This is a genomic window from Streptomyces sp. SP18BB07 (genome assembly GCF_036322545.1).
Classification (GTDB): Bacteria; Actinomycetota; Actinomycetes; order Streptomycetales; family Streptomycetaceae; genus Streptomyces; species Streptomyces deccanensis.
Genome location: NZ_JAQYWT010000340.1, coordinates 58498 through 84421 on the forward strand (window position 1 = coordinate 58498; position 25924 = coordinate 84421).

General features: G+C 70.5%; 22 protein-coding genes and 4 tRNA genes. 13 read left to right on the plus strand and 13 right to left on the minus strand.

Annotation, left to right across the window (positions count from 1 at the left end; translation table 11 throughout):
- Positions 1–68: 68 nt before the first annotated feature.
- Both PUR53_RS28395 and PUR53_RS28400 read left to right on the plus strand, forming a co-directional pair.
- Positions 69–143: transfer RNA gene (locus PUR53_RS28395), tRNA-Asp, on the plus strand.
- Between the two features lie 312 nt (positions 144–455).
- Positions 456–644, plus strand: coding sequence for a DUF6274 family protein (locus PUR53_RS28400; protein WP_329901976.1), 189 nt, complete (start codon positions 456–458; stop codon positions 642–644).
- Between the two features lie 520 nt (positions 645–1164).
- Here PUR53_RS28400 and bldC read toward each other — a convergent pair.
- Positions 1165–1371, minus strand: coding sequence for a developmental transcriptional regulator BldC (bldC, locus tag PUR53_RS28405; protein ID WP_003949541.1), 207 nt, complete (start codon positions 1369–1371; stop codon positions 1165–1167).
- 612 nt (positions 1372–1983) lie between these two features.
- Positions 1984–2841, minus strand: a complete 858-nt coding sequence (locus tag PUR53_RS28410; protein WP_239755684.1) for a hypothetical protein — start codon at positions 2839–2841, stop codon at positions 1984–1986.
- Between the two features lie 223 nt (positions 2842–3064).
- On the opposite strand from PUR53_RS28410, the gene PUR53_RS28415 reads away from it, so the two are divergent.
- On the plus strand, positions 3065–4159 hold the full coding sequence (locus PUR53_RS28415; RefSeq protein WP_329901974.1) for a Leu/Phe/Val dehydrogenase: 1095 nt from the start codon (positions 3065–3067) through the stop codon (positions 4157–4159).
- Positions 4160–4471: 312 nt separating this feature from the next.
- Complete coding sequence (locus tag PUR53_RS28420) at positions 4472–4729, plus strand: DUF3073 domain-containing protein (RefSeq protein ID WP_329901973.1); 258 nt, start codon at positions 4472–4474, stop codon at positions 4727–4729.
- A gap of 219 nt (positions 4730–4948) precedes the next feature.
- Here PUR53_RS28420 and purM read toward each other — a convergent pair whose 3' ends face one another.
- The 4 genes from purM to PUR53_RS28440 all read right to left on the minus strand — a co-directional run bounded on the left by purM (position 4949) and on the right by PUR53_RS28440 (position 9368).
- Positions 4949–6019: a phosphoribosylformylglycinamidine cyclo-ligase gene (gene purM / locus PUR53_RS28425; protein WP_329901972.1), complete on the minus strand. Its 1071-nt coding sequence runs from the start codon at positions 6017–6019 to the stop codon at positions 4949–4951.
- Positions 6020–6086: 67 nt separating this feature from the next.
- Positions 6087–7613: an amidophosphoribosyltransferase gene (gene purF, locus PUR53_RS28430; protein WP_329901971.1), complete on the minus strand. Its 1527-nt coding sequence runs from the start codon at positions 7611–7613 to the stop codon at positions 6087–6089.
- An 84-nt stretch (positions 7614–7697) separates the two neighbouring features.
- Positions 7698–8516 (minus strand): META domain-containing protein, encoded by an 819-nt coding sequence (locus PUR53_RS28435; RefSeq protein ID WP_329910273.1) that lies wholly within the window; start codon positions 8514–8516, stop codon positions 7698–7700.
- A 54-nt stretch (positions 8517–8570) separates the two neighbouring features.
- Complete coding sequence (locus tag PUR53_RS28440) at positions 8571–9368, minus strand: maleylpyruvate isomerase family mycothiol-dependent enzyme (RefSeq protein WP_329910092.1); 798 nt, start codon at positions 9366–9368, stop codon at positions 8571–8573.
- A gap of 125 nt (positions 9369–9493) precedes the next feature.
- On the opposite strand from PUR53_RS28440, the gene PUR53_RS28445 reads away from it, so the two are divergent.
- A complete protein-coding gene (locus PUR53_RS28445; RefSeq protein ID WP_329901969.1) occupies positions 9494–10078 on the plus strand; it encodes a Uma2 family endonuclease in 585 nt (194 codons plus the stop codon).
- A gap of 67 nt (positions 10079–10145) precedes the next feature.
- Here the strand turns inward: PUR53_RS28445 and purL are convergent, their stop codons facing one another.
- The 3 genes from purL to purS are packed head-to-tail and all read right to left on the minus strand — an operon-like array spanning position 10146 to position 13341.
- Complete coding sequence (purL, locus tag PUR53_RS28450) at positions 10146–12404, minus strand: phosphoribosylformylglycinamidine synthase subunit PurL (RefSeq protein WP_329910093.1); 2259 nt, start codon at positions 12402–12404, stop codon at positions 10146–10148.
- Positions 12401–13081, minus strand: coding sequence for a phosphoribosylformylglycinamidine synthase subunit PurQ (gene purQ / locus PUR53_RS28455; RefSeq protein ID WP_329901967.1), 681 nt, complete (start codon positions 13079–13081; stop codon positions 12401–12403). The genes purL and purQ overlap by 4 nt, the downstream gene beginning before the upstream one ends.
- Positions 13078–13341, minus strand: a complete 264-nt coding sequence (purS, locus tag PUR53_RS28460; RefSeq protein ID WP_033526749.1) for a phosphoribosylformylglycinamidine synthase subunit PurS — start codon at positions 13339–13341, stop codon at positions 13078–13080. The genes purQ and purS overlap by 4 nt, the downstream gene beginning before the upstream one ends.
- 342 nt (positions 13342–13683) lie before the next feature.
- Here purS and PUR53_RS28465 point away from each other — a divergent pair, with 342 nt between their 5' ends.
- From PUR53_RS28465 to PUR53_RS28500, 8 genes are all read left to right on the plus strand, one after another.
- Positions 13684–14001 (plus strand): histone-like nucleoid-structuring protein Lsr2, encoded by a 318-nt coding sequence (locus tag PUR53_RS28465; RefSeq protein ID WP_239755692.1) that lies wholly within the window; start codon positions 13684–13686, stop codon positions 13999–14001.
- 159 nt (positions 14002–14160) lie between these two features.
- Positions 14161–14232, plus strand: a tRNA-Gly gene (locus PUR53_RS28470).
- A 78-nt stretch (positions 14233–14310) separates the two neighbouring features.
- Positions 14311–14383 (plus strand) — tRNA-Gly (locus PUR53_RS28475).
- A 130-nt stretch (positions 14384–14513) separates the two neighbouring features.
- A complete protein-coding gene (locus tag PUR53_RS28480) occupies positions 14514–15545 on the plus strand; it encodes an ABC transporter ATP-binding protein (protein WP_329910094.1) in 1032 nt (343 codons plus the stop codon).
- Positions 15542–16375 carry an ABC transporter permease gene (locus PUR53_RS28485; RefSeq protein WP_443078332.1) on the plus strand — a complete coding sequence of 278 codons (834 nt, stop codon included), beginning with the start codon at positions 15542–15544 and terminating at the stop codon, positions 16373–16375. Before PUR53_RS28480 ends, PUR53_RS28485 begins: the two co-directional genes overlap by 4 nt.
- Positions 16376–16388: 13 nt before the next feature.
- Positions 16389–17762 carry a sensor histidine kinase gene (locus PUR53_RS28490; protein ID WP_329901965.1) on the plus strand — a complete coding sequence of 458 codons (1374 nt, stop codon included), beginning with the start codon at positions 16389–16391 and terminating at the stop codon, positions 17760–17762.
- On the plus strand, positions 17759–18391 hold the full coding sequence (locus PUR53_RS28495) for a response regulator transcription factor (protein WP_329901964.1): 633 nt from the start codon (positions 17759–17761) through the stop codon (positions 18389–18391). The genes PUR53_RS28490 and PUR53_RS28495 overlap by 4 nt, the downstream gene beginning before the upstream one ends.
- A 23-nt stretch (positions 18392–18414) precedes the next feature.
- Positions 18415–18487: transfer RNA gene (locus tag PUR53_RS28500), tRNA-Gly, on the plus strand.
- Between the two features lie 63 nt (positions 18488–18550).
- Here PUR53_RS28500 and PUR53_RS28505 read toward each other — a convergent pair.
- From PUR53_RS28505 to purD, 4 genes are all read right to left on the minus strand, one after another.
- On the minus strand, positions 18551–19450 hold the full coding sequence (locus tag PUR53_RS28505) for a phosphoribosylaminoimidazolesuccinocarboxamide synthase (RefSeq protein WP_329910095.1): 900 nt from the start codon (positions 19448–19450) through the stop codon (positions 18551–18553).
- Positions 19451–19582: 132 nt separating this feature from the next.
- Positions 19583–21106: a N,N-dimethylformamidase beta subunit family domain-containing protein gene (locus PUR53_RS28510; RefSeq protein WP_329910096.1), complete on the minus strand. Its 1524-nt coding sequence runs from the start codon at positions 21104–21106 to the stop codon at positions 19583–19585.
- Between the two features lie 478 nt (positions 21107–21584).
- On the minus strand, positions 21585–23903 hold the full coding sequence (locus PUR53_RS28515) for a hypothetical protein (RefSeq protein ID WP_329910275.1): 2319 nt from the start codon (positions 23901–23903) through the stop codon (positions 21585–21587).
- A gap of 528 nt (positions 23904–24431) precedes the next feature.
- Positions 24432–25685: a phosphoribosylamine--glycine ligase gene (purD, locus tag PUR53_RS28520; RefSeq protein ID WP_329901961.1), complete on the minus strand. Its 1254-nt coding sequence runs from the start codon at positions 25683–25685 to the stop codon at positions 24432–24434.
- Between the last annotated feature and the right edge of the window lie 239 nt (positions 25686–25924).

Below are 25924 nucleotides of genomic sequence, written 5' to 3' on the forward strand. Positions count from 1 at the left end.
CGGGGCCACCGCTCCTGTAGAGTCTCTTCTCGCAGGCCAGCGGCAACAAGGCGCGGACTGCGAAACCTGGTCCTGTGGAGCAGTTTGGAGTGCTCGCCACCCTGTCAAGGTGGAGGCCGCGGGTTCAAATCCCGTCAGGACCGCACGATCGTGAGAGGCCCGCATCCGATGAGGATGCGGGCCTCCTGCATGTGCGGGCGAGTCTTCCTCGCCCCCACCGCCCCCACCCGTCCCGTCCCGTCAACAGGGGCTGCCGCCCCTTCGACAGCGATGGGGCTACGCCCAAGAGCTCGGGAGGCCGGGGCTGTTGTGCGTGCGGTCGCATGGGGTTGATCGCGCAGTTCCCCGCGCCCCCGACGGCCGCCCGCGGCGGCTCCGTCGGCGCTGTGGGGGTTGACGGCGTCACATTCCGCCGGTACCCCAGATTCAGGGCCCACAGACCCCGGAGGTGGCGTATGGCGGCGACCGCTCGGCACGAGACGCGCGCGTTACTCCGTGCCCACCTGTCGGCCGCCTCCTCGTACCGCCATCTCACCCGCCACTGCCCGATCTGCCACCGACTGCTGCGGCTGGCGACGGAGCACCCCAGTGGCGACGACGGCGCCGAGGACCCCACGGAGGACGAGACGCCCGCCAAGGCGTGAGACGCGCCCCGTAGGGAACACATGCGGCTAGGGCGTGTCACGCTCAACTCCCGCCCCCTCTACCGCAGATGCCGCTCGGGCAACAAGGAGCCCGGCGTGTGACGGGTGTCACTGAACGAGTTTTCGGAACGCCGGTTCTTACCGGTCCCCTGCAACTGGTCAATTTAATATGTGCAATTGCACCAGTCCCCAGGGTCCTGCACAGGAGATCCGACACCCCTCCCCAGAGTCCGACAAGCCCGCGCACAACCCGTCGGTTCCGGACCCGGAACCGACGATTCCCCTGATCTGGGGCACAAAAAAGATCGCGCTGGACCCGGCGGAGTCCAGCGCGATCTACGACGCACCCTTGGTGCTTGCCTGACGACGACCGGGAAGCCTGGGCCTCCCGGAAAGCTCTGTGTGGCTCGGGCGTGGGATCTGTTGGGGCAGAACCCGCGTCGTTCGAAGCTGTTGAGCGGTGCTTCTCAGGCTTCCGGCCGATTGGGGGACCAGCCGAAATGCCCTGTCATGCGGTTGTTCAGGCCTCGCTGCGCTGCTGCGGAATGCCCGCGAGCAGTGCGCGGACCTCAGCCTCGCGGTAACGGCGGTGTCCGCCGAGCGTGCGGATGGACGTGAGCTTGCCGGCCTTCGCCCACCGCGTGACCGTCTTGGGGTCGACGCGGAACATGGTGGCGACCTCAGCCGGGGTCAGCAGCGGCTCGGCATCAGGGGTGCGAGCGGTCATGAGCGGCCTCCTCGGGAGAACCGAACCTTCTCGGTTCTTTCCTCTAAATTCTGCACCTTGACCCGCGTTGCCCGAAATGGCGGACGCGAGTCGAGTCGGTTATAGGACGAACGGCTTGTCCTCGGCACTACAACTACACCATCTGTCCAGCCGCGTCGGCCAAACCGATGGAATTGCCCTCCCAGGTGTTCATCAGCGACGGATGCCGATGGACCATGCCATAGCGGACAGTCACGCCACTGTGACGATCAGTCACAGTGGCGTGCAGGAGTCACGAGACCCCCCAATAGCGTGCAATGCTGAGATTCCACCCTTACGTGGGCAGAAGGAGCCTCCCCCGGGCTCCTTGTCCTATTTTGACACGAGGAGGTGCGTAAGAGGCAAGGCCCGCGTAAGTGCAATCCGTCACGCTTGGCGGCTTCTTGACACAAAAGCCCGGATCGGTGACCTACGTCCCCCGATGACACCCGCAGGTCACTGCGTTGCGTCAAGCTTGGGTCAAGGGTGGACAGTTCACCACGGTTCGGCTTTCATGGAAAGCCTTTTCCCACCGGCCTCACAAGTCACAAGTACGGACGCGAGGTTGAGCCGGTTCAACCGGTTCGGACCAGTTCAGTTCGCCGAGCGCCGGTCCCGTACCGCCCGCCAGCGCTCGACCAGGCGCCCGTAGGCCTCCCCGGCGGCGAGACCGTCCCCGCCGCGCAGGGCCTCGATGCCCTCGGCGACATCGGCCGCGGAGTGGTCGCCGTCCAGTTCCTCCGCGGGCAGGACGTGCACCAGGCCGCCGTAGTCCAGCTCGACGAGCGAGCGCGGGTGGAACTCCTCCAGCCAGCGGCCCACGTCGATCAGACCGTCGATGAGCGGCCCCTCGTCGATGGCGTCCCGCAGGGCCCGCAGCCCCCGCGCCACGCGCCGCCGGGCCTGCACCATGGGAGTGCGATAGCGAAGCACCGGCGAGATCTCGCCGGATCCCTTCTCGCCCGACCCCTTCTCGTACGTGCGCTCCTCGTCCGAGACGAGGACGAACCAGTTCAGCGGCACCTGCCAGGTCGCGGTGCGGATCCACGGCCGGGCGTCCGGGTTGCCGGCCATCCAGCGCTCGTAGTCCTGGCTCGCCTGGTGGCGGACCAGCGGCGGCAGCACCGCGTCCAGCACCGGGGCGGGCAGCTCCTCGGCCAGGTCGCCGAGCGCCTGCCAGCCGCGCAGCCGGGTCCGCCAGGGGCAGACACAGACCACCCCGTCGACCTCCAGCACGAAGGCGTCGTCGCTCTCGTGCACCGGCACCGGCACCGGCGGGGTCGGCAGCAGGTCGGCCAGCGAGCGGCGCAGCTCGTCCTGGTACGAGGGGCGGTCGGGGCGCCGGGCGTAGCGGGCCCAGTGGCCGCGCTCGGGCTCGGGGAAGGCCGCCAGCGGCTCGTACACGCGGAGGTAGGACGCGTACGGGACGATCACCGAGGACACCTTGGGCACGCCTGCTCCCTCCCCCGGCTGCCACCGGGGAAACCTGCCGAACCCGCACACGGGCGGGCCCGAAAACTGTGCGGATCGCACCACGTGCGTACTCCGGCCGGGGGGTGATCCTGAGGCTGCGCCGCTGTACGGCGGACGCAGGCTCTACCCTCATGCTCACAGACCCCGCCACCCGTACGGGAGCCTGTCACCCACCGCCGCTTCTTACCCAGGAGTCACCACAGTGACCGAAGTATCTGACGGCGTCCTGCACACCCTGTTCCACTCGGACCAGGGCGGTCACGAGCAAGTCGTGCTCTGCCAGGACCGGGCCAGCGGCCTCAAGGCCGTCATCGCCCTCCACTCCACCGCGCTCGGCCCCGCACTCGGCGGCACGCGCTTCTATCCGTACGCGACCGAGGCGGAGGCCGTCGCCGACGCCCTGAACCTCGCGCGCGGCATGTCGTACAAGAACGCCATGGCCGGTCTCGACCACGGCGGCGGCAAGGCCGTGATCATCGGCGACCCCGACCGGATCAAGAGCGAGGAGCTGCTGCTCGCCTACGGACGGTTCGTGGCCTCCCTCGGTGGCCGGTACGTCACCGCATGCGACGTCGGCACCTATGTCGCCGACATGGACGTCGTGGCGCGCGAGTGCCGCTGGACCACCGGCCGCTCCCCCGAGAACGGCGGCGCCGGAGACTCCTCCGTCCTCACCGCCTTCGGCGTCTACCAGGGCATGCGGGCCTCCGCCCAGCACCTGTGGGGCGATCCGTCGCTGCGCGACCGCAAGGTCGGGATCGCGGGCGTCGGCAAGGTCGGCCACCACCTCGTGGAGCACCTGCGGGCCGAGGGCGCCGAGGTCGTAATCACGGACGTGCGCGCGGACGCCGTACGGCGCATCCTCGACCGGCATCCGGCAGGCGTCACCGCCGTCGCGCACACCGACGCGCTGATCCGGACCGAGGGACTCGACATCTACGCCCCCTGCGCGCTCGGCGGGGCCCTGAACGACGACTCCGTGCCCGTGCTGACCGCCAAGGTGGTGTGCGGCGCGGCCAACAACCAGCTCGCGCACCCGGGCGTCGAGAAGGACCTCGCCGACCGCGGGATCCTCTACGCGCCGGACTACGTGGTGAACGCCGGCGGAGTCATCCAGGTCGCCGACGAGCTCCACGGGTTCGACTTCGACCGGTGCAAGGGGAAAGCGGCGAAGATCTTCGACACCACACTGGCGATCTTCGCACGTGCGAAGATGGATGGCATTCCGCCAGCCGCCGCAGCCGACCGGATCGCCGAGCAGCGGATGCACGAGGCGGCCGCGGGGCGCGGTCGCTGAGCCTTGGGGAGGGGCGCCGTGCGGCTTCCGCGCGGCGCCCGCGGTACCCGGCGGCGGCTTTAGAGAGAACTCTCACTTCCGTCGGCGGGTCGCCCGCTCAGAAACGGTTAAAATCACCGTTGACCAGCGGGGAAAGGGCTCCTCGCAGGTTCTGGGCACGGGCACGTCCTGCGGGCGACGTACCGTATGGGCGTGGGCTCAGGTACCGTGGAAGCCCTACGGACCGGTCTCTCCACGGAGAGCCCGTTCCAGATCATGAACGCGTGTCAAGACTCTGGGGCCGTCGAGCCCCGTCACCGAGGGGGTCGAGCCATGGGGCGCGGCCGGGCCAAGGCCAAGCAGACGAAGGTCGCCCGCCAGCTGAAGTACAACAGCGGCGGGACTGACCTGTCGCGTCTGGCCAGCGAGCTGGGCGCTTCGACTTCGAGCCAACCACCGAACGGCGAGCCGTTCGAGGACGACGACGAGGACGAAGACAACCTGTACTCCCAGTACGCGGATCTTTACAACGACGATGAGGACGACGAGGACGATCAGTCCGGTCCCGCCTCTCATCGTCGCGGCGCTTGACGATCTAGCCGCGCTCCACCCGGTCCGGGCGGGTTGCTCCGCCGGACCGGGTTTTGTGCGTGTTCGCTCCGCTGGGAGTAGCCGGGCGCCTCATAGCTCGGGGGTCACTGTGCGTTCGCGGCCGCGGGTTCCTCGTGGCTGATCGCGCAGTTCCCCGCGCCCCTTTTGGGTCTTCGACCCATCGGGGGCGCTTTTGGCGTGCCCGGCATGCGTCGCCGTTCAGGCTCGTGCGTAGTCGCCGACCAGTTCGGCGCCGGTGGTGTGGTCGGCGCGGTCGGTGATCTCGCCCGCCACCCAGGCCTCGACGCCGCGGTCTGCCAAGGTGGTCAGGGCCACGTCCGCCGACTCCTGGGGGACGATGGCGATCATGCCCACGCCCATGTTCAGGGTCTTCTCCAGCTCCAGGCGTTCGACCTGACCGGTGGTGCCGACCAGGTCGAAGATCGGGGCCGGGGTCCAGGTGGAGCGGTCCACCGTGGCGTGCAGGGTGTCGGGGATCACACGGGCCAGGTTGGCGGCCAGGCCGCCGCCGGTGACGTGGCTGAAGGCGTGGACCTCGGTGGTGCGGGTGAGGGCCAGACAGTCCAGCGAGTAGATCTTGGTCGGCTCCAGGAGTTCCGCGCCGAGGGTGCGGCCGAGTTCGGCGATCTCGGCGTCCAGGGAGAGGCCCGCCTGGTTGAGCAGGACGTGCCGGACGAGCGAGTACCCGTTCGAGTGAAGGCCGGAGGCCGCCATGGCGATGACCGCGTCACCCGTACGGATACGATCCGGGCCGAGGAGGCGCTCGGCCTCGACCACGCCCGTGCCGGCGCCGGCGACGTCGAAGTCGTCCGGGCCGAGCAGACCGGGGTGCTCGGCGGTCTCGCCGCCGACGAGGGCGCAGCCGGCGAGCACACAGCCCTCGGCGATGCCCTTGACGATGGCGGCGACCCGCTCGGGGTGGACCTTGCCGACACAGATGTAGTCGGTCATGAACAGCGGTTCGGCGCCGCAGACCACGATGTCGTCCATCACCATGGCGACCAGGTCGTGGCCGATGGTGTCGTACACGCCCAGCTGACGCGCGATGTCGACCTTCGTGCCGACGCCGTCCGTGGCGGAGGCGAGCAGCGGACGCTCGTAGCGCTTGAGGGCGGAGGCGTCGAAGAGGCCGGCGAAGCCGCCGAGGCCGCCCAGGACCTCGGGGCGCTGGGTCTTCTTCACCCACTCCTTCATCAGCTCTACGGCGCGGTCGCCCGCCTCGATGTCGACGCCCGCGGCTGCGTAGCTGGCACCAGTTGTCTCAGACATGACGGTGAGAACTTTCGTGTCGTACTGCGGCAGGTAAGCAGGTGTTACCGGCTCTCTACGGGCAGTCTTACGGGCGACGGATCGCGTCGGCCGCGGCCGTGGCGGCGGGTCCGGCCGCCAGCTCGGTCTCCAGGAGCTGCTTACCGAGCAGCTCGGGGTCCGGCAGCTCCATCGGGTACTCGCCGTCGAAGCAGGCGCGGCAGAGGTTCGGCTTGGCGATGGTGGTCGCCTCGATCATGCCGTCGATGGAGATGTAGGCCAGGGAGTCGGCGCCCAGGGAGGTGCCGATCTCGTCGATCGTCATGCCGTTGGCGATGAGCTCGGCGCGGGTGGCGAAGTCGATGCCGAAGAAGCAGGGCCACTTCACGGGCGGGGACGAGATCCGGATGTGGACCTCGGCGGCGCCCGCCTCGCGGAGCATCCGGACCAGTGCGCGCTGGGTGTTGCCGCGGACGATCGAGTCGTCGACGACCACCAGGCGCTTGCCCTTGATGACTTCCTTCAGCGGGTTCAGCTTCAGCCGGATACCGAGCTGGCGGATCGTCTGGGAGGGCTGGATGAACGTACGTCCGACGTACGCGTTCTTCACCAGACCCGCACCGAACGGGATGCCCGAGGCCTCCGCGTAGCCGATGGCGGCCGGGGTGCCGGACTCCGGGGTCGCTATGACCAGGTCGGCCTCGACAGGGGCTTCCTTGGCCAGCTTGCGGCCCATCTCCACGCGGGAGAGGTACACGTTCCGGCCGGCGATGTCGGTGTCCGGGCGGGCCAGGTAGACGTACTCGAAGACACAGCCCTTGGGCTTCGCTTCCGCGAATCGGGAGCTGCGCAGACCGTTCTCGTCGATGGCGATGAACTCGCCCGGCTCGATCTCGCGGACGTAGGCGGCACCGCAGATGTCGAGGGCGGCGGACTCGGAGGCGACGACCCAGCCGCGCTCCAGCCGGCCGAGGACCAGCGGGCGGATGCCCTGCGGGTCACGGGCGGCGTAGAGGGTGTGCTCGTCCATGAAGACGAGGGAGAAGGCGCCGCGCACCTGCGGGAGGACCGTGAGGGCGGCCTCCTCGATGGTCAGCGGCTTGCCCTCGGGGTCGACCTGGGCCGCGAGGAGCGCGGTGAGCAGGTCGGTGTCGTTGGTGGCCGCGACGCGCGGCGTACGGCCCTCCTGCTTGGGCAGGTCGGCGACCATCTCGGCGAGCTGGGCGGTGTTGACCAGGTTGCCGTTGTGGCCGAGGGCGATGGAGCCGTGCGCGGTCGCACGGAACGTGGGCTGGGCGTTCTCCCAGACGGAGGCGCCGGTGGTCGAGTAGCGGGCGTGACCGACCGCGATGTGACCCTGGAGGGAACCGAGCGAGGTCTCGTCGAAGACCTGGGAAACGAGGCCCATGTCCTTGAAGACGAGGATCTGGGAGCCGTTGCTGACCGCGATACCCGCGGATTCCTGGCCCCGATGCTGGAGGGCGTAGAGCCCGAAGTAAGTGAGCTTCGCGACCTCTTCGCCCGGCGCCCAGACACCGAAGACGCCACACGCGTCCTGGGGGCCTTTCTCGCCGGGGAGAAGGTCGTGGTTGAGTCGTCCGTCACCACGTGGCACGCCACCGAGTGTAGGCGAGATCGCGCACCGGTCCGAATCCGGTGATCTCGCCCGCCCCGGTCCCCGACTGCGGCCCGCCGCACGTCACTTGTCGGCGACGGCTCCGACACCCGCGTTGTTTTCGCTGGTCAGCGTGATACCGCGGTGATCGATCCGATACTTCACCGTGCCCTTGAAGAGGTCCAGAAGGCTGCGCTCGGCGGCCATGAGTGAATCGGAGCACATCTTGCGGGTGGTCCTCGGGTTGCCGAGGGTGATCTCGTCCTCGCTCACCGTGGCCTTCGCGGAGATGTCGTTGCAGCCGACGCTTCCGCTGAGGGTGCCCGCCTTCTTGTCGAGGGTGAACCAGGCCTTGCCCCGGGCGGCCTCGGGGAGCGAGGTGGCGACGTCGTGGTCCATGAGGGAGTCGATCCGCCACTTGGTGCCGTAGAGCTCCGCGGGCTTCTCCTCGGTCAGCTCGACGGTGTCGCCGTCTCCGGTGGTGAGGGTGAGCTTGCCGTCGCCGGTGGTCTCGGCCGTGAACTTCTCGGTGTCGAGGGTGCGGGCGAAGCTCTTCTCGAACGTCATCAGGGCGTCGCCGCAGGCCATCTCGGTGGACCGGGCGGTCTCGAAGTCGATGCCGTCGTCCTCGAAGGCGGCGGTGGAACCGAAGGTGTTGCAGCCGTAGTTGCCGTCGACGTCGCCGTTGTCGGCGATCTTCAGATAGGCGCTGTCGGGGGCCTTCTCGGTCTTCCCGCCCACGGTCAGGCTGTCGACCTTCCAGCGGACGCCGGTGACCGAGGACTTCGTGGCGGCCGAGCCGACGTTGCCGCTGCCGGAGTCGCCGGCCGACTCGGTGCCGCAGGCCGCGAGCAGCGGGAGCGGGAGCAGTGCCAGGGCGGTGAGGGTCAGTCGCTTGTCCATGGCGGTGGGACGGGTGGGGTGCATGGGTGGTTCCACCGGGTTTCGTGGCCCGGATCAGCGCATCAGGGGCAGCAGCCCGCTCAGGTCCGCCCGCTCGCCGCTCGCGCTGACCTCGGCCCCGTCCAGGGCGGCGGCCCACTCCACCCGGCCGGTCGCGAGCCGGATCCAGGTCAGCGGATCCGTCTCGACGACGTTCGGCGGGGTGCCCCGAGTGTGCCGGGGCCCCTCCACGCACTGCACGACGGCGTACGGCGGGATCCGCACCTCCGTGGAGCCGCCGGGCGCCCGGGCGGCGAGGGTGTCGGCGAGCAGCCGGACGCAGGTGGCGAGGGCGGTCCGGTCGAAGGGGACGTCGAGGCCGGGGACCGCGGCGTTCAGGTCGTCGGTGTGGACGACCAGCTCGATCGTGCGGGTGACCAGGTAGTCGTCGAGCAGCATGCCGCCGGCCCGGGTGTCGATGATCCGACCCTGCGGGGCTGCCTCGAGCGCGTCGGTGATCCGCCGCTCCACGTCCGCGTAGAGGGCGGCGAGGTCGGGGTGGGCCTCGGCCAGGTTGCGGCTCCCCTCGGCGATGGCGGACGCGTGGACGGCGGTCGCGGCGGCATAGTCGAGCGGATGCAGCTCGGCCTTCGCGGGCTCCGGCCGCTCCAGGGCCCGGCTGACGCTCTCCACGGCCATGGTGAGGTGCGCGGCCAGGTCCCGCACGGTCCACTCCCCGAGCCGCGTCGGCGAGGCGAGCTGCTCCGCGCCGAGTCCCTCCACGGCCTCCCGTACGTTCCCGAACTGGGCCAGCACCGCCTTGCGGGTCTTGGCGGGGTCGTAGGCGCGGGGGCGTTTCCTGGCGGGGGGCATGGGGTGAGCGTATGCGGCCGCGCCTGCGCGGACTCCCGGTCACTCGAAAGTGTGGTCGACGGCGAAGCGCGCCCCGCTCCGACGCCCACTTGCGACACTGGCCTTCGCCCAGAAAGGGGGGCAACATGACGGTTATGGCCGAGCGCACGTCTCAGATGTCGGTGGAAGAGTTCGAAACGATCGCGTCCGCCGCTCCCGAGACCGTCACGTTGGAGTTCATCAACGGACGGATCGGAGTCAAGCAGGTGACGGACGGGGACCACAGCACGATCGTGTCCTGGCTGACCCGGCGGTGTATGCAGTTAAGGCCCGACCTGGACGTGTACCAGGCCCAGGGGCTCCGGGTCGACACGTACCGGCAGGGCAGAGCGAAGCCGGACGCGGTGGTCACCCCCGAGGCGCACTTCGCGGGGCACGGTGAGTGGGCCGACCCCCACGGGGCCCTCATGGTCGTCGAGGTCACGTCGTACGACTCGGACACCGACCGGCGGGACCGGCATGAGAAGCCAGCCGCTTACGGGGAGTCCGGGATCCCGCTGTACCTGCTGATCGACCGGGACTCATGCACGGTCACCGTGCACAGCAGCCCCGACCCCCGGGTCGGCGGCTACCGCGACATCCACACCGCGAAGTTCGGCGAGAAGGTCTGCCTCCCCGACCCGATGGACATCGAACTGGACACAGAGATCCTCAAGAACTACGTCCGCTGAGCGAAACAGCCGAGAAGAAGGACCCGCCCGGAAGGCCATCCGAGCGGCTCCTTCACCGTCGTACCGACTACGCCAGCAGCGCCGGAATCGTCCCCTCGTGGGCGACCCGCAGCTCCTCCAGGGTGAGGGTGAACTCGCCCTGGATCTCGACCGCGTCACCGTCCACGACACCGATGCGCGTGACCGGGAGCCCCCGGGCGCCGCACATGTCGTTGAAGCGGACCTCCTCGGAGCGGGGGACGGCCACGACGGCGCGGCCGGCCGACTCCGAGAGGAGGAAGGTGAACGCGTCCAGACCGTCGGGGACGATCAGGCGCGCGCCTTTGCCGCCGAGCAGCGCCGATTCCACGACCGCCTGGATCAGACCGCCGTCGGAGAGGTCGTGCGCGGAGTCGATCATGCCGTCGCGGGAGGCGGAGATCAGGATCTCGGCGAGCAGGCGCTCGCGCTCCAGGTCGACCTGCGGGGGCAGTCCGCCGAGGTGGTCGTGGACGACCTGGGACCAGGCCGAGCCGCCGAACTCCTCACGGGTGTCGCCGAGCAGGTAGAGCAGCTGGCCCTCCTCCTGGAAGGCGACCGGTGTGCGGCGCGCGACATCGTCGATGACGCCCAGGACCGCGACGACCGGCGTGGGGTGGATGGCCACCTCGCCCGTCTGGTTGTAGAGCGAGACGTTGCCGCCGGTCACCGGGGTGCCCAGCTGCTGGCAGGCGTCCGCCAGACCGCGCACGGCCTCGGCGAACTGCCACATGACCGCCGGGTCCTCGGGCGAGCCGAAGTTCAGGCAGTCGGAGACGGCGAGCGGCTTGGCGCCGGTGGTGGCGACGTTGCGGTACGCCTCCGCCAGGGCCAGCTGGGCGCCGTGGTACGGGTCCAGCTTGGCGTAGCGGCCGTTGCCGTCGGTCGCGATGGCGACACCCAGGCCGCTCTCCTCGTCGACGCGGATCATGCCGGAGTCCTCGGGCTGGGCGAGGACCGTGTTGCCCTGCACGAAGTGGTCGTACTGCGAGGTGATCCAGGACTTCGAGGCCTGGTTGGGGGACGCCACCAGCTTCAGGACCTGGTCCCTCAGCTCCTCGGACGTCGCCGGGCGCGGCAGCTTGTTCGCGTCGTCCGCCTGGAGCTCGTCCTGCCAGGACGGGCGGGCGTACGGGCGCTCGTAGACCGGGCCGTCGTGCGCGACCGTGCGCGGGTCGACGTCGACGATCTTGCCGCCGTGCCAGTAGATCTCCAGGCGGTCGCCGTCGGTGACCTCGCCGATCACCGTGGCGATGACGTCCCACTTGTCGCAGATCTCCAGGAACCGGTCGACCTTCTCCGGCTCCACGACCGCGCACATGCGTTCCTGCGACTCGCTCATGAGGATCTCCTCGGGCGAGAGCGTGGAGTCGCGGAGCGGGACGTCGTCGAGCGTCACGCGCATGCCGCCGGAGCCGTTCGAGGCCAGCTCGGACGTGGCGCAGGACAGGCCGGCAGCGCCGAGGTCCTGGATGCCGACGACCAGCTTCTCCTTGAACGCCTCCAGGGTGCACTCGATGAGGAGCTTCTCCTGGAAGGGGTCGCCGACCTGGACGGCGGGCCGCTTGGAGGGCTTGGCGTCGTCGAAGGTCTCGGAGGCCAGGATCGAGGCGCCGCCGATGCCGTCGCCGCCCGTGCGGGCACCGTAGAGGATGACCTTGTTGCCGGCGCCGGAGGCCTTCGCGAGGTGGATGTCCTCGTGCCGCATGACGCCGATGGCACCGGCGTTGACCAGCGGGTTGCCCTGGTAGCAGGCGTCGAAGACGACCTCGCCGCCGATGTTCGGCAGGCCCAGGCAGTTGCCGTAGCCGCCGATGCCGGCGACGACGCCCGGCAGGACGCGCTTGGTGTCGGGGTGGTCGGCCGCGCCGAAGCGCAGGGGGTCCACGACGGCGACCGGGCGGGCACCCATCGCGATGATGTCGCGCACGATGCCGCCGACGCCCGTGGCCGCGCCCTGGTAGGGCTCGACGTACGAGGGGTGGTTGTGCGACTCGACCTTGAAGGTGACCGCGTAGCCCTGGCCGACGTCGACCACGCCCGCGTTCTCGCCGATGCCGACGAGCAGGGCGTCCGACTGGGGCGCCTTCTCACCGAACTGGCGCAGGTGCACCTTCGAGGACTTGTACGAGCAGTGCTCGGACCACATGACGGAGTACATGGCCAGCTCGGCACCGGTGGGCCGACGGCCGAGGATCTCGACGACCCGCTCGTACTCGTCCTTCTTCAGGCCCAGTTCGGCCCAGGGCAGCTCGACGTCGGGGGTCGCGGCCGCGTGCTCGACCGTGTCCAGAGGCGTCCGGCTCATGCGTTGACCAGCTTCTTGAGGATCGAGGTGAAGAAGGGGAGGCCGTCGGTGCGGCCGGTGCCGATCAGCGGCTCCACGGCGTGCTCCGGGTGCGGCATGAGGCCCACCACGTTGCCGGTCTCGTTGGTGACGCCGGCGATGTCGCGCTGGGAGCCGTTGGGGTTGAAGTCGAGGTACCGGAAGGCGACACGGCCCTCGGCCTCCAGCTTGTCGAGCGTGTACGCGTCGGCGACGTACTGCCCGTCGTTGTTCTTCAGCGGGATGTGGATCTCCTGGCCGGCCGTGTAGTCGGTCGTCCAGGAGGTCTCGGCGTTCTCCACCCGCAGCTTCTGGTCACGGCAGATGAAGTGCAGGTGGTCGTTGCGCAGCATCGTGCCCGGGAGGAGGTGGGCCTCGGTGAGGATCTGGAAGCCGTTGCAGATGCCGAGGACCGGCAGTCCGGCCTTCGCCTGCTCGATGAGCGTCTCCATCACCGGCGAGAAGCGCGCGATGGCGCCGGCGCGCAGATAGTCGCCGTAGGAAAACCCGCCGCACAGCACCACGGCGTCGACCTGGTGGAGGTCCTTGTCCTTGTGCCAGAGAGCGACGGGCTCGGCACCGGCGAGCCGGATCGCGCGCTGCGTGTCCCGGTCGTCGAGGCTGCCGGGAAAAGTGACGACGCCAATACGTGCGGTCACTTTCCGACCTCCGCGACTTCCTCCACCTTGACGGTGAAGTCCTCGATCACGGTGTTGGCGAGGAAGGATTCCGCCAGTTCATGGATGCGGGCGAGCGCGGCGTCGTCCACCGGTCCGTCAACTTCCAGTTCGAATCGCTTTCCCTGACGTACGTCGGAGACGCCCTCGAAACCGAGGCGCGGCAGCGCGCGCTGCACCGCCTGGCCCTGGGGGTCGAGGATCTCCGGCTTGAGCATGACGTCGACTACGACGCGTGCCACTGGCACTCCCGGTGTGTGGTGCTGAGCAGGTTCCTTCAGACTACCCGCACAAAATTTCTACGCGGGTAGATTAGTAGGAAACTACAGGGATTCCAGGTGACGGCGGTCACGATCAGGTATCGGACGATCACCCTCACGAAAACTTCCGGGAAAGATCTCGGATCCCTATTGCGCGAGGGACACGCGGGCAGATTAAGTCTGTCTTCACAATGCAATGCCGGGCACTGTACAAATGAATTGGCAATAGCCGATACTTTGCCCAAATAACAGCCGGACAGTCGACATCTTCCTGACGTCAGGGCACGTCAAACGGAGAGATGCCGCACGAAGGGACCGATATTCGTGGCGCAGCGTGTCGTGGTCACTCTCTCCGACGACATCGACGGCTCGGAAGCGGCGGAGACGATCGCCTTCGGACTCGACGGCAAGTCGTACGAGATCGACCTGAACGAAGCCAACGCCAAGAAACTGCGTAAGGCGCTCGCGCCCTACGTCGAGGCCGGCCGCAAGCGGTCGAGGTCGGGCAAGGCGTACAAGCAGACCCAGGTGGCCCCGGACCCGGCGGCCGTACGCGCCTGGGCCCAGGCCAACAAGCTGGAGGTCCCCGCGCGCGGCCGGATCCCCAAGAGGGTCTACGAGGCGTTCACCGAGGCGCAGTAGGCACGCCTCCGTCGGCCGTCCTCAGAGTCCGTCAGCGGGCCCCGGGGGCGGTCGACTTGGATGCCGGGGACAACCGACTTGCGTTGCCCCCCGGCGGATCAGCTAGAGTCTGGAGCACGCCGAGGGGCAAGGCCGAAAGGCCCGGCTCACCGGAGTCACGCGGGTGTAGTTCAGTAGTAGAACATCCCCCTTCCAGGGGGAAGGCGCAGTGTGCAATTCCTGTCACCCGCTCTGATCACTTACCAGCCACTCCTGTGGATCAGGTAATGTGGTCTTCGCGCCGATCGGTGGGAGCCGGTCGGAGGCAATGCGGACGTAGCTCAGTTGGTAGAGCGCAACCTTGCCAAGGTTGAGGTCGCGAGTTCGAGCCTCGTCGTCCGCTCTGGAAAGCAAGACCCCGGTCCACTGGACCGGGGTCTTCTTCATGTTCCCGCACCCCGTCTGACATTTGTCATGTCGGGTGATGACAGCGCGCACTGCCCCACGCCCCGTACCGCCGGGACGCTGGAGACATGAAAACGAACGGGCACGAGGACGTGAACACTCACGATCACGAGAACGTGATCGAGGTCACCGACCTGCGGCGCGTGTACGGGGGCGGTTTCGAGGCCGTACGGGGGATCACCTTCTCCGTCGGCCGGGGCGAACTCTTCGCACTTCTCGGCACCAACGGCGCGGGGAAGACCTCGACGGTCGAACTGCTGGAAGGGCTCGCACCGTCGTCCGGCGGCCGCGTGCGGGTCCTCGGGCACGACCCCTACGGGGAGCGCGCCGTCGTACGCCCCCGGATCGGCGTGATGCTCCAGGAGGGCGGCTTCCCCTCCGAGCTGACCGTCGCGGAGACGGTACGGATGTGGGCCGGCTGCACCAGCGGGGCGCGTCCCGTCGGCGAGGCCCTGGACATCGTCGGGCTCGGGCGCCGGGCCGGCGTACGGGTCAAGCAGTTGTCCGGCGGTGAGAAGCGGCGCCTCGACCTGGCGCTCGCGCTCCTCGGGCGCCCCGAGGTGCTGTTCCTGGACGAGCCCACCACCGGGCTCGACGCGGAGGGCCGCCAGGACACCTGGGAGCTGGTGCGGGAGCTGCGCGACGCGGGGACGACCGTGCTGCTCACCACGCACTACCTGGAGGAGGCGGAGGACCTGGCCGACCGGCTCGCCATCCTCCACGAGGGCACGGTCGCCGCGACCGGGACACCGGCGGAGGTGACCGCCTCCCAGCCGTCCCGCATCTCCTTCGAACTGCCCGCCGGGTACTTCCTCGGCGACCTGCCACCCCTCGGCGAACTCGGCGTCACGGGACACGAGGAGCACGACCGCGTGGTGGTCCTGCGCACCGACGAACTGCAGCGGGCGGCCACCGGACTGCTGCTCTGGGCCGAGCAGGCCCGCGTCGAACTGCGCCGGCTCGAGGTGCGGTCCGCCTCGCTGGAGGAGGCGTTCCTGCGGATCGCGCGGGAGACGGCGGAGGCGGCGCGCGCGGGCGCGGACATGGGGACGGAATCGCGCACGGACACGGAAACGCGCAAGAACGGGGTAGCGGCATGAGCACGACCACAGGGGCCACCGGTACGGCGGCGGAGGCAGGCGCGGCGACCGTCCCCACCGCCGGGACCACGACCCTCAAGGGCCGGATGACCGCGCTCGCCCGCGCCGAGCTGACGCTGCTGGGGCGCAGCCGGGCCACGCTGATCACGGCGTTGTTCGTCCCGCTGCTGCTGCCGCTCAGCGTGAAGTCGGCGACCGACCAGATGGACCTGAAGGAGGCGGGACTGAGCGTCGGGACGGTCATCCTGCCCGCCGGCATCGGCTTCTCGCTGCTCTTCGCGATCTACACCGCCCTGACCAACATCTACGTCGTACGCCGTGAGGAACTCGTCCTGAAGCGGCTGCGGACCGGTGAGCTGCGCGACCCCGAGATCCTCATCGGTGCCTCGCTGCCCGCCGTCGGCATCGGGCTGGCGCAGTGCCTGCTCATGGCGGTCGGCTGCTCGATCCTGCTCGACGTCGGAGCGCCGCCCGCGCCCCACCTGGCCGTCCTGGGTGTGCTGCTCGGTGTCGTGCTGTGCGTGGCGCTGGCGGCGGTCACCGCGAGCTTCAGCCGTACCTCCGAGAGCGCGCAGGTCACCAGCCTGCCGCTGATGTTCGTCTCCCTGCTGGGATCGGGCATCACCGTGCCGCTCGAAGTGCTGCCCGACCGGGTGGCGTCCCTCTGCGAACTGCTGCCGCTCAGCCCCGTCATCACCCTGGTGCGCGGTGGCTGGACCGGCGACCTGTCCGCGTACGACGCCCTGGGCGCCGTCGCCACCGCGCTGGCCTGGACCGTGCTCGCGGTGTTTGCTGTACGGCGGTGGTTCCGCTGGGAGCCGCGCCGATGAGGGGAGTTGAGCCATGCGGGGGCCGGGGGCGTGGTGGCGGGCGAAGAGCACACCGGCCAAGGTGGAGACGTACACGCGGTGGTCCTTCCACTCGTTCGCGGTGATCGAGGTCATCGCGTTCGGGCTGCCGCTCCTCATCCAGGTACCGCTGCCGTCCTCGGTCTGGCTGTTCGTGCTGGTGTGCACGCACGCGGCGCTCGGCTCGATGACCGCGGCACGGGCGCTCGACTGGGTGCGGGGCACCCGCGAGCAGCCCCTGCGGCTGATGTGGGTGCTCGGCGTGGCCAGCATGCTGCTCGGCGGCATCGCGTTCGCCCTCGCCGACGGTGAGAAGGACGACGCCGCGTCCACCGTGTTGGGCACGATGTTCAGCGGGGTGGTGATGTTCGGCCTCGGCCTCATCACGCTCGGCATCCAGGGGCGGCGGCGCGTGCTCCACCTGATCGCGGGCTCTACGGGAGCCACCGGAGCCCTCGCCCTGGCGCTGGGCTCGGACGCGGCCGACGCGCTGGCCGCGTCGGTCCTCGTGCTGGTCAGCACGTCGTTCTTCGCCTTCACCGCCGTCTTCTCCGTCTGGCTGCTCAAGGCCGTCTACGAACTCGACGACGCCCGCGACACCCGTGCCCGTCTCGCGGTCGCCGAGGAGCGGCTCCGCTTCGGGCGCGACCTGCATGACGTGATAGGCCGCAACCTCGCGGTCATCGCCCTGAAGAGCGAGCTGGCCGTCCAGCTGGCCCGCCGGGAACGGCCCGAGGCGGTCGAGCAGATGATCGAGGTCCAGCGGATCGCCCATGAGTCGCAGCGCGAGGTGCGGGAGGTCGTCCGGGGGTATCGGGAGGCCGACCTCGGCGTCGAACTCTCCGGTGCGCAGGGCGTGTTGGCGGCGGCCGGCATCGACTGCTCGGTCGACGGGGCGGACACCGCCGGGCTGCCCGGCGAGGTGCAGTCCGCGCTCGCCTGGGTGGTGCGGGAAGCGACGACGAACGTACTGCGGCACGGGAACGGCGATCAGTGCGCTGTGATGCTGCGGGTGAGGGAGGGGCAGGTGGTGCTGACCGTGGAGAACGACGGGATTCGGACGGGCGGCGAGCAGGAGGTGGGCTCCGGTTCCGGGGCTGGTTCGGGGCTCGCCGGGCTGCGGGAGCGGCTGGCGGTCGTGGACGGGACGTTGGAGGCGGGACCGGTGGGCGGCGAGGCGTTCCGGGTGGTGGCGCGGGTGCCGCTGGGGGCTACGGGGGCGGCGTACTCGAAGGACTCGGCGGGCACGGCTGGGTCGGACAGCTCGGTGAAGGCGAAGGCGAGGGCGAAGGTGAAGGAGGCGGGGGCGGCGTCGCGAGGCGCTGGGGCCGCCGTCGGGTCGGCTGTCGTACGGGAGAGCGCTTCATGACCGACGTACCGGAGGCGCGGCGGCCGGTGCGGCTGTTGCTCGCGGACGACGAGCATCTGATCCGGGGGGCGCTGGCCGCGTTGCTGGGGTTGGAGGACGACCTGGTGGTGATCGCGGAGGCGGCGAGCGGGCCGGAGGCGCTGGCGATGGCGCGGGCGCACGAACCGGATGTCGCGGTGCTGGATCTGCAGATGCCGGGGGCGGACGGTGTGAGGGTCGCCACATCGCTGCGGGCCGAACTACCGGGCTGCCGCGTGCTGATCGTGACCGGTCACGGGCGGCCGGGACACCTGAAGCGGGCGCTTGAAGCGGGTGTGCGCGGGTTCGTCCCCAAGACCGTCAGCGCGCAGCGGCTCGCGGAGATCATCAGGACCGTACACGCGGGTAACCGTTATGTGGACCCGGAGTTGGCGGCCGACGCGATCTCCTCCGGGGACTCGCCGCTGACCACGCGGGAGGCCGAGGTGCTCGAATTCGCTGCCGACGGTGCCCCTGTCGCGGAGATCGCCGAGCGGGCCGCGCTGTCCCAGGGGACTGTCCGGAACTATCTGTCGTCGGCTGTCTCCAAGCTCGGCGTGGAGAACCGGCACGCGGCGGTGCGGCTCGCCCGGGAGCGAGGTTGGGTATAGTAGGCCTCGCGCCACGGCGCAGCGCGGACGTAGCTCAGTTGGTAGAGCGCAACCTTGCCAAGGTTGAGGTCGCCAGTTCGAACCTGGTCGTCCGCTCGTGAGATAGGTCGAAAGAAGGCCCCGGTCCACTGGACCGGGGTCTTCTTCGTGCGCCGGGGCCTAGCTCCAGCTCGTACCCGTCAGTCGCTCGTACGCCTCCACGTACTTGGCCCGGGTCGCGGTGATGATCTCCTCGGGCAGCGGCGGCGGGGGCTGCTCGCTCTTGCGGTCCCAGCCCGAGGCCTCCGAGGTCAGCCAGTCGCGGACGAACTGCTTGTCGAAGGACGGCTGGGCGTGGCCCGGCTCCCAGAGGTCGGCCGGCCAGAAGCGGGAGGAGTCCGGGGTGAGGACCTCGTCGGCGAGGACGAGGGTGTCGCCCTCGTAGCCGAACTCGAACTTGGTGTCGGCCAGGATGATCCCCCGTTCACGGGCGATGTCCCGGGCCCGGCTGTAGACGGCGAGGGTCGTCTGGCGCAGCTGGGCGGCGGTCTCCGCGCCGACCTGGCGGGCGATCTCCTCGTACGACACGTTCTCGTCGTGCTCGCCGACGGCGGCCTTGGTGGCGGGGGTGAAGATCGGCGCCGGCAGCTCGGAGCCGTCGACCAGACCCTCGGGAAGGGCGAGACCGCAGACCGTACGGGAGTCGTTGTACTCCAGCAGGCCCGAGCCGGTGAGATAGCCGCGGGCGACGGCCTCGACCGGGATCATGCTCAACGACTTGCAGACGAGGGTGCGGCCCGCCCAGTCGGCGGGGGCGCCCGGCGGGAGTTCGGTGCTCAGGACGTGGTTCGGAACCAGGTCGGCGAGCTGGTCGAACCACCAGAGGGACAACTGCGTGAGGACGCGTCCCTTGTCGGGGATCTCCGTCGGCAGCACCCAGTCGAACGCGGACGTTCGATCGCTGGCGACCATCACGAGGTCGCCCGCCTCGTTCTGGTACAGCTCGCGCACCTTGCCGGTGTGCAGGTGCACCAGGCCCGGAACCTGGATCGGCTCGGGCTTTTCTACGAATCCGGACACGGTTCCTCCCCGTGGTGATGTCCAAGTGGCTCGATTCTCCCGTACGGGGACGACCGGTCGTGCCCAGGGGTGCTTCGGCGAGAGCCGGCGCGGGACTCGGCACCGGACGCGGTACGGGACTCGATGCGGCACTCAGTCACGTTTGCAGATGCGGTCCAGGAGGTTTGCGGTGGCTCGCTGGACGCGGGTGTCGACGTGGCCCGGTCGGTCCAGGGCCGGGGACCACGCGAACGTTCCGGATGCGAAGACCCAGGCGCCGGATGGGGCCCGGTACAGGGACGTCTCCTGGTGGCGGACGACGTCGTCGGCGTCCCGGTACGGGGAGTGGGCGAGGAGGATGCGGCCCTGGTGCTCGGGGAGCGGTGTGCGGGGGAAGTAGCGGTCGGCCTCGCCGGCGACCATGCCGTCCAGCTCGTCGTTCTCGTGGGCGCCGGTCGCGTCCCAGAGCCAGTGGTCGGCGTTGCGCACGACCAGGGGGTGGGGTTCGGGGACCCGGCCTTCGTACTGGATGCCCATCAACTGCTGCTCGGGGCGGTCGATTTCGCGCCACAGTGCGGGTTTGCCGGGGCCCCGGCGTTTTCGGCAGGTGAGGAGGCGGTCGGGGGCTCCGGACGGGGACGGGCCCAGCTCCACCTGCCAGTACATGGTGTTGGAGGAGAGGAAGACGAGTGAGGTGCCGCCGTCCCGGGCGAGCTCGGCGGTGCGGCGCATCTGCGGTGACCAGTACTCGTCGTGGCCCGGGAAGACCAGGCCCCGGTAGCGGGCCGGGTCGACGCGGCCGGAGTGCAGGTCGCGGGCGTCGGCGTAGGCGAGGTCGTAGCCGTAGCGCTCGGCCCAGCGGATGAAGTCGTAGGCGTGGCCGACGTGGAGGGGGAGGCCGGCGCCGGCGTACGGGCGGTCGAAGGAGACGGTCGTCGCCGCGTCGGACTCGCCGAGCAGCCGGCCGTTCTCGTCCCAGGCGTGGTAGAGGCTGGCGCCCGTGCGGCCGTCCTCCGGATAGAGGTTGTACGCCTGCCACGTGATGTCCGGGAGCAGGAGCAGCAGGTCGGCCTGACGGTCGTCGCGGATGGTGAACGGCACGTGGGAGCGGTACCCGTCGGCGGTGGTCAGGACCGCCACGTACGCGCCGACGTTCCAGTACGTCGGGATCTGCAGGCGCCACGAGAGCCACCAGTGGTGGCAGGAGACTGTGCGGTCGGCGGTGAGGGGCGGGGGCTGGACGATGCCGGAGAGGCGGGGGCTGGTGATGATCTTCGCCGCGCCGTCGCCGCTGTAGTGGCCGATGCGGTAGATGTCGACGCCGAACTCCTGGGGCGGGTCGACGGTGATGTGGAAGTCGATGGATTCGCCGGGGGCGGCGGCGCCGGCCGCGGCGAAGCCCTTGATCTGGCGGCGCACGTCGTCGGCGGAGCGCGGGCCGCCCGGTGCGGTACGGGGGGCGGGGACGCGGGCTCGTGTGCCGGTGCGGCCTCCTTTGGCCGGGGTGTCGGGCTCCGGCGGGCCCGGCTCCACGTACCAGGGGACGACGTGGCCCGTGTCGTCGAAGTACGTCACGTTGCCCCGGAGCCAGGGGACGGGGCCCTGGCCGAAGGGGTCCGTCACGGCGTGGGCGAGTGCGCCCGACTCCCACCGGCGGATGTGGTGCTCCGAGTCCATGAATGGTCCCCTCCCTCGTCCCCCGTGAGCTTTCGCAAGCCCTTGCTATGTACGCGATCGGTCCCAGCACATCACATTACGCACGCGCTCCGTCACCGTTCGTTGCGAATTGGCGAGAGTGGAACAGGTGCCTCCGGGTGGGGAGTTGGGTGGGGGCGTACGTGGCCTGAGTGGTCGGCGGGTCCTCGCGCAGGTGGGGGCGGTGTGGGCCTGCGGGCGGGGGGCCGTGGACTTCGACGGTGGAGGGTGTGGACTTCGGGCCGGGGGGTGGGGGCGGGCTCCCGAAGGTGGGAGACGGGGATCGTCAGTTCGGGGGCCTGGGGGCAGGGGTGGGGTAGTGGAGCGGTGGGTGGTCGGGCGGGGCTGTGGTGGGGTGGGGCGGGGCTGCGGGTGGCCTGACGGGGCGTGGGTGGTTCGAGCCGCCGTGGGTGGTCGGGTGGGCGCGTGGTTGGGCCTACGAGCGGCGTGGGGCCCTGCTTCAGACCAGGCGGACCGGTTTCTCCGGGCGGACGCCCAGGCGGCGGAGCCAGTCGCGGAGGGGGGCGGGGTCGCCGTCCTCCACGAGGGTCAGGACCCTGGGGGCGAGGTCGGCCGCTCGTTCGCCGTCGACGAGGAGGGAGGGGCCGTCGAGCCAGTCCAGACCCGGGGTCGCGCCCGCCGTGTCCATCGCCGCGCAGCAGACCATCGCGGTGACGTGCTCGGCCAACAGCTCACGGCCCGTGCGGGGCGGCTGCATCGGGAACAGCGGCAACAGCCCCTCGTCCCACAGCGCCCGATCCGGCCCCTGCGTCTCGGCTCCGCCGCCCGCGGTGGACGCGGCGGGCGGGGCCGCGGCCTCCTCCCGCGCCAGCTCGGCGGTCAACGCGGCGGCCAGGCCCGCGGACCGGACGTTGGCGAGACCGGGTTCGTCGTCGTCCTCGCCGAGTCCGGCACCGCCGACGGGACCCGCGTCGAAGCTGTCCCCGAGGTCGTCGCTGACGCTGCCACTGACGCTGATGTCGAACCCGCCGTCAGCACTGCCACCAGCGCTGTCGCCATCACCGTTGCCGTCGGCATAGCCGTGGCTCTCGCCGTCGCCGTCGGCACCGGTACGGGCGCTGTCGCCGTGGCTCTCGCCGTCGCCGTGGCCCTCGCTGTCGTCGCCGTCGCCGTCGCCGTCGCCGAGTTGGGATATGTGGTGCCGGTCCGGTTCTTGGGCGGGGTTGTGCTCGTGCCGGCGGCCGGCATGAAGTCCTTCGGCGGCCCGGTCCGCGGTCGGGGTCGGGGTCGGGGGACTCGTGAGGGTCGTCAGGTGGTTGAGGACCCGGGAGAGGGTGGGGCCGCCGGGGGCGGGGCCGGTGGGGTCCGGGGTCGGGTCGCTCGTGGTGTGGCGGACGCCCAACGTGTCGAGGACGCGGTGGAGTCGGGCCGCGTCCGTCCGCCATTTGCGGTCGACGACCTCGTCCGGATATTCGTGCCAGTCGACCGGGGCCCAGCCGCCGCCGGACTCGGCGGGGCCGCCGTGGAAGAGGCGGGCGGCGAGGAGGGACGCGGCCTCGTCGACCGTCCCGGGCTCTTCGAGCAGGTCGCAGGCGGGGCGCTCGCCGAGCCGGGAGGCGAAGCCCTCGGCCAGGCGGTCGCGGCGGGACAGCTCCGTGAGCGCGGCGACCACACCCGCGTCCAGGCGGGACGGCCAGCGGCCCATCCGCCAGGCGGGCAGTGCGACCCGGGTGAGGAGGCGGTCCCAGCCCGCATAGGCCAGTCCGACCTGCTCCTGGGCGACGATCCGCAGACCGTAGTCCACAGCCTGTGCACGCTCGGCCGCCGCGGCGGCGACCCCGCGCTCCATCTCGGCCGCGTGCACGCGGCAGCCGCGCAGGAGCAGCCGGGTGACCCAGCCGACCCCGCCCAGCACCGAGCGGACGAGCGGGCCGTGCGTCGGCGACGAGGTGACGGCCACGGCCGCGTCCAGCCCCCGTACGAAACGCCGGGCCGCGGCTATGTCCGGGTGCGCCGACGGTCCCGTACCGGCAACGACCGGGGCCAGCACCGCTCGTAGCTCCCCGACCCGCATCCACCACAGGAAGGGTGAGCCGATGACGAGCACCGGGGCGGTGGGCGGGCGGTGCCGACGGGGTGAGGAGAGTCCGGACTCCACACCTGATCGTGGATCTGATCGCGGACGTGATGGGAGACCGGACCGTAGGCCCGACCGCGGACTTGAGTGCGGATCCGAGTGCGGATCCGAGTGCGGATCCGAGTGCAGGTCTGAGTGCAGGTCTGAGTGCGGGCCGGGTGATGATCCGCGGGTGTCCGTCATCTCGTCGGGCCGGTCGGTGACCGTGACACCGGTGCCCCTGTCGGCCGCCCCGGAACCCGCGGTCTCCGATCGGGGCGCGGGCGAGCTGTGGGACGGGTGGGTGCGGTCCTCCAGCCAGCTGTCGCAGTCCGGGGTGAGCGCTATCGCGGAGGGAGGCGGGACGTCGAGACGGTCCGCCAGATCCCTGACCAGGCGGTAGAGATCGGGGGCCGCCTGCTCGGTGATCGAGACCGTGGGGCTCACGGCGGGCCGGGCGCGGGCGACGACGAGCGCGATAGCGGCGGCGGCGAGGAGCACGACGGCGGCGATGCCGGACACGATCCAGCTCGCCATGGACCAGCCCGGGCCGGTCAGCCGACCGGTCGCCCCGCCGGCCAGCAGGACGACGGCGGCCGCCGCGGGCAGCAATGCCACGGCCAGCGCCCTGCTGCGGACCCGCAGCACGGCGAGGGCCCGGGAGCGCGCGGCCTGCGCGCCCGCCTCCTCACCACCTGCCATACCGGTCACGACCCGACGTCACCCCCTGCTGTCCCGTGTGGCGCACACCGCGACGACTGCGACGACTGCTCGTCGAAGTGGTCGCCGCCGAATGCCCTGACGTTGCTCACTCCCCCACTGTGGCACCGACCACTGACATCGCAATGCCGGTGGGCCAAGTGCCGGAACGCTTGCGCCGCACCCTAGTTGGGGGCCCGGCCGTCGTCAGCCGGATGGACCATCGCTCACCCGATGGAATGGCTTTGGGGAGAGGTAGATGACGCTGGGCAAGGATCGGGCCCCGGATTCCGAAGGATCTTCCAGGGGTTCCTGGGGGTCTCCGAGGGATTCCGAGGCCTGGGGTTCGTACCCGTTGATGAGGCTTCGTATGCGGATGTCGCGAACGGGGCGGTTGTGTTCGGTTGCGTGGGGATGGGAGTGCGGATCGCCGCGCCGCACGACCCTCGGCAGACCAGGCCTCGGCAGACCAGGCCTCGGCGGGTGCAGGCCTCAGTCGGTCGGACCTCGGCCGGTGACTGCCTCAGCAGGTCAGGCCTCGGCCGCTGCCTTCGCCGCGATGTCCGAACGGTGTTGGGAGCCGTCCAGGCCGATGCGGGCCACGGCGGTGTACGCGCGGTCGCGGGCCTGGGTGAGGTCCTTGCCGGTGGCGGTGACGGAGAGGACGCGGCCACCGGAGCTGACGATGTCGTCACCGGCGCGCTTGGTGCCGGCGTGCAGGACGTACGCGTGCGGGGCGTCCACGGCCGCGACCTCGTCGAGGCCGGTGATGGGGTCGCCGGTGCGCGGCGTGCCGGGGTAGTTGTGCGAGGCCACGACCACGGTGACGGCCGCGTCGGCGCTCCAGCGGAGGGGTTCGAGGTCGCCGAGGGTGCCGTTGGCTGCGGCGAGCAGGACACCGGCCAGCGGGGTCTTGAGACGGGCGAGGACGACCTGGGTCTCCGGGTCGCCGAACCGGGCGTTGAACTCGATCACCCGTACGCCTCGGCTGGTGATCGCCAGCCCCGCGTAGAGCAGGCCGGAGAACGGGGTGCCGCGGCGCCGCATCTCGTCGACGGTCGGCTGGAGCACGGTCTCCAGGACCTCGTCGACCAGCTTCGGATCGGCCCACGGGAGCGGCGAGTACGCGCCCATGCCGCCGGTGTTGGGGCCCTCGTCGCCGTCGAGCGCGCGCTTGAAGTCCTGCGCGGGCTGGAGGGGGACGACGGTCACCCCGTCGGTGATCGCGAAGAGGCTGACCTCGGGGCCGTCCAGGAACTCCTCGATGACGACCCGACCGCAGGCGAGCGCGTGCTCGCGGGCCTGTGCGAGGTCCGCCGTCACGACGACGCCCTTGCCGGCCGCGAGCCCGTCGTCCTTCACGACGTACGGAGCGCCGAACGCGTCCAGGGCTTCGTCGATCTCCTCGGCCGTGGTGCAGACGTACGACCGCGCGGTGGGTACGCCCGCACCGGCCATGACTTCCTTGGCGAAGGCCTTGGAGCCCTCCAGCTGCGCGGCCTCGCCGGACGGGCCGAACACCGGGATGCCCGCCTCGCGCACGGCGTCGGCGACGCCCGCGACCAGCGGGGCCTCCGGCCCCACGACGACCAGGTCGGCCTCCAGTCGCGTGGCCAGCGCGGCCACGGCGGCGCCGTCCAGTGCGTCGACCGAGTGCGACTCGGCCACCTCCGCGGTGCCCGCGTTGCCGGGGGCGCAGTGGAGTGCGGTGACATTGGGGTCGAGGGACAGCGAACGGCACAGCGCGTGCTCACGAGCACCGGTACCAATGACGAGGACCTTCACGGGGCCAGCCTAGCCGGAGGGGGTGGGGGGCTTTGTGGGGGCTTCCGAAGGGTGGGACGACGGAGGTTTGTCGGATCGTACGAACGGGGCGGGAGGCCAGGGGGGTTGGGGCTCGCCTCGGGCGCCCTGCTCCTCGGGGTCCGCCCCGCGGGCACTGCCCCTCGCTGTACGCCCGCCCGCGCGCCCTGCCCCTCGCTGTACGCCCGCCCCGCGCGCCCTCGTCTCCCTATTCGTTCGCG

What these genes read in the sequence shown, in the direction of transcription:
- PUR53_RS28495 (WP_329901964.1), top strand. Translation starts at nt 17,759, where the DNA reads ATGACCGACGTACCGGAGGCGCGGCGGCCGGTGCGGCTGTTGCTCGCG.
- purM (WP_329901972.1), bottom strand. Translation starts at nt 6,019, where the DNA reads ATGTCTGAGACAACTGGTGCCAGCTACGCAGCCGCGGGCGTCGACATC.
- PUR53_RS28445 (WP_329901969.1), top strand. Translation starts at nt 9,494, where the DNA reads ATGACGGTTATGGCCGAGCGCACGTCTCAGATGTCGGTGGAAGAGTTC.
- PUR53_RS28440 (WP_329910092.1), bottom strand. Translation starts at nt 9,368, where the DNA reads ATGCCCCCCGCCAGGAAACGCCCCCGCGCCTACGACCCCGCCAAGACC.
- purL (WP_329910093.1), bottom strand. Translation starts at nt 12,404, where the DNA reads ATGAGCCGGACGCCTCTGGACACGGTCGAGCACGCGGCCGCGACCCCC.
- bldC (WP_003949541.1), bottom strand. Translation starts at nt 1,371, where the DNA reads ATGACCGCTCGCACCCCTGATGCCGAGCCGCTGCTGACCCCGGCTGAG.
- PUR53_RS28480 (WP_329910094.1), top strand. Translation starts at nt 14,514, where the DNA reads ATGAAAACGAACGGGCACGAGGACGTGAACACTCACGATCACGAGAAC.
- PUR53_RS28400 (WP_329901976.1), top strand. Translation starts at nt 456, where the DNA reads ATGGCGGCGACCGCTCGGCACGAGACGCGCGCGTTACTCCGTGCCCAC.
- PUR53_RS28435 (WP_329910273.1), bottom strand. Translation starts at nt 8,516, where the DNA reads ATGGACAAGCGACTGACCCTCACCGCCCTGGCACTGCTCCCGCTCCCG.
- PUR53_RS28420 (WP_329901973.1), top strand. Translation starts at nt 4,472, where the DNA reads ATGGGGCGCGGCCGGGCCAAGGCCAAGCAGACGAAGGTCGCCCGCCAG.
- PUR53_RS28515 (WP_329910275.1), bottom strand. Translation starts at nt 23,903, where the DNA reads ATGGCAGGTGGTGAGGAGGCGGGCGCGCAGGCCGCGCGCTCCCGGGCC.
- PUR53_RS28485 (WP_443078332.1), top strand. Translation starts at nt 15,542, where the DNA reads ATGAGCACGACCACAGGGGCCACCGGTACGGCGGCGGAGGCAGGCGCG.
- PUR53_RS28510 (WP_329910096.1), bottom strand. Translation starts at nt 21,106, where the DNA reads ATGGACTCGGAGCACCACATCCGCCGGTGGGAGTCGGGCGCACTCGCC.
- PUR53_RS28490 (WP_329901965.1), top strand. Translation starts at nt 16,389, where the DNA reads ATGCGGGGGCCGGGGGCGTGGTGGCGGGCGAAGAGCACACCGGCCAAG.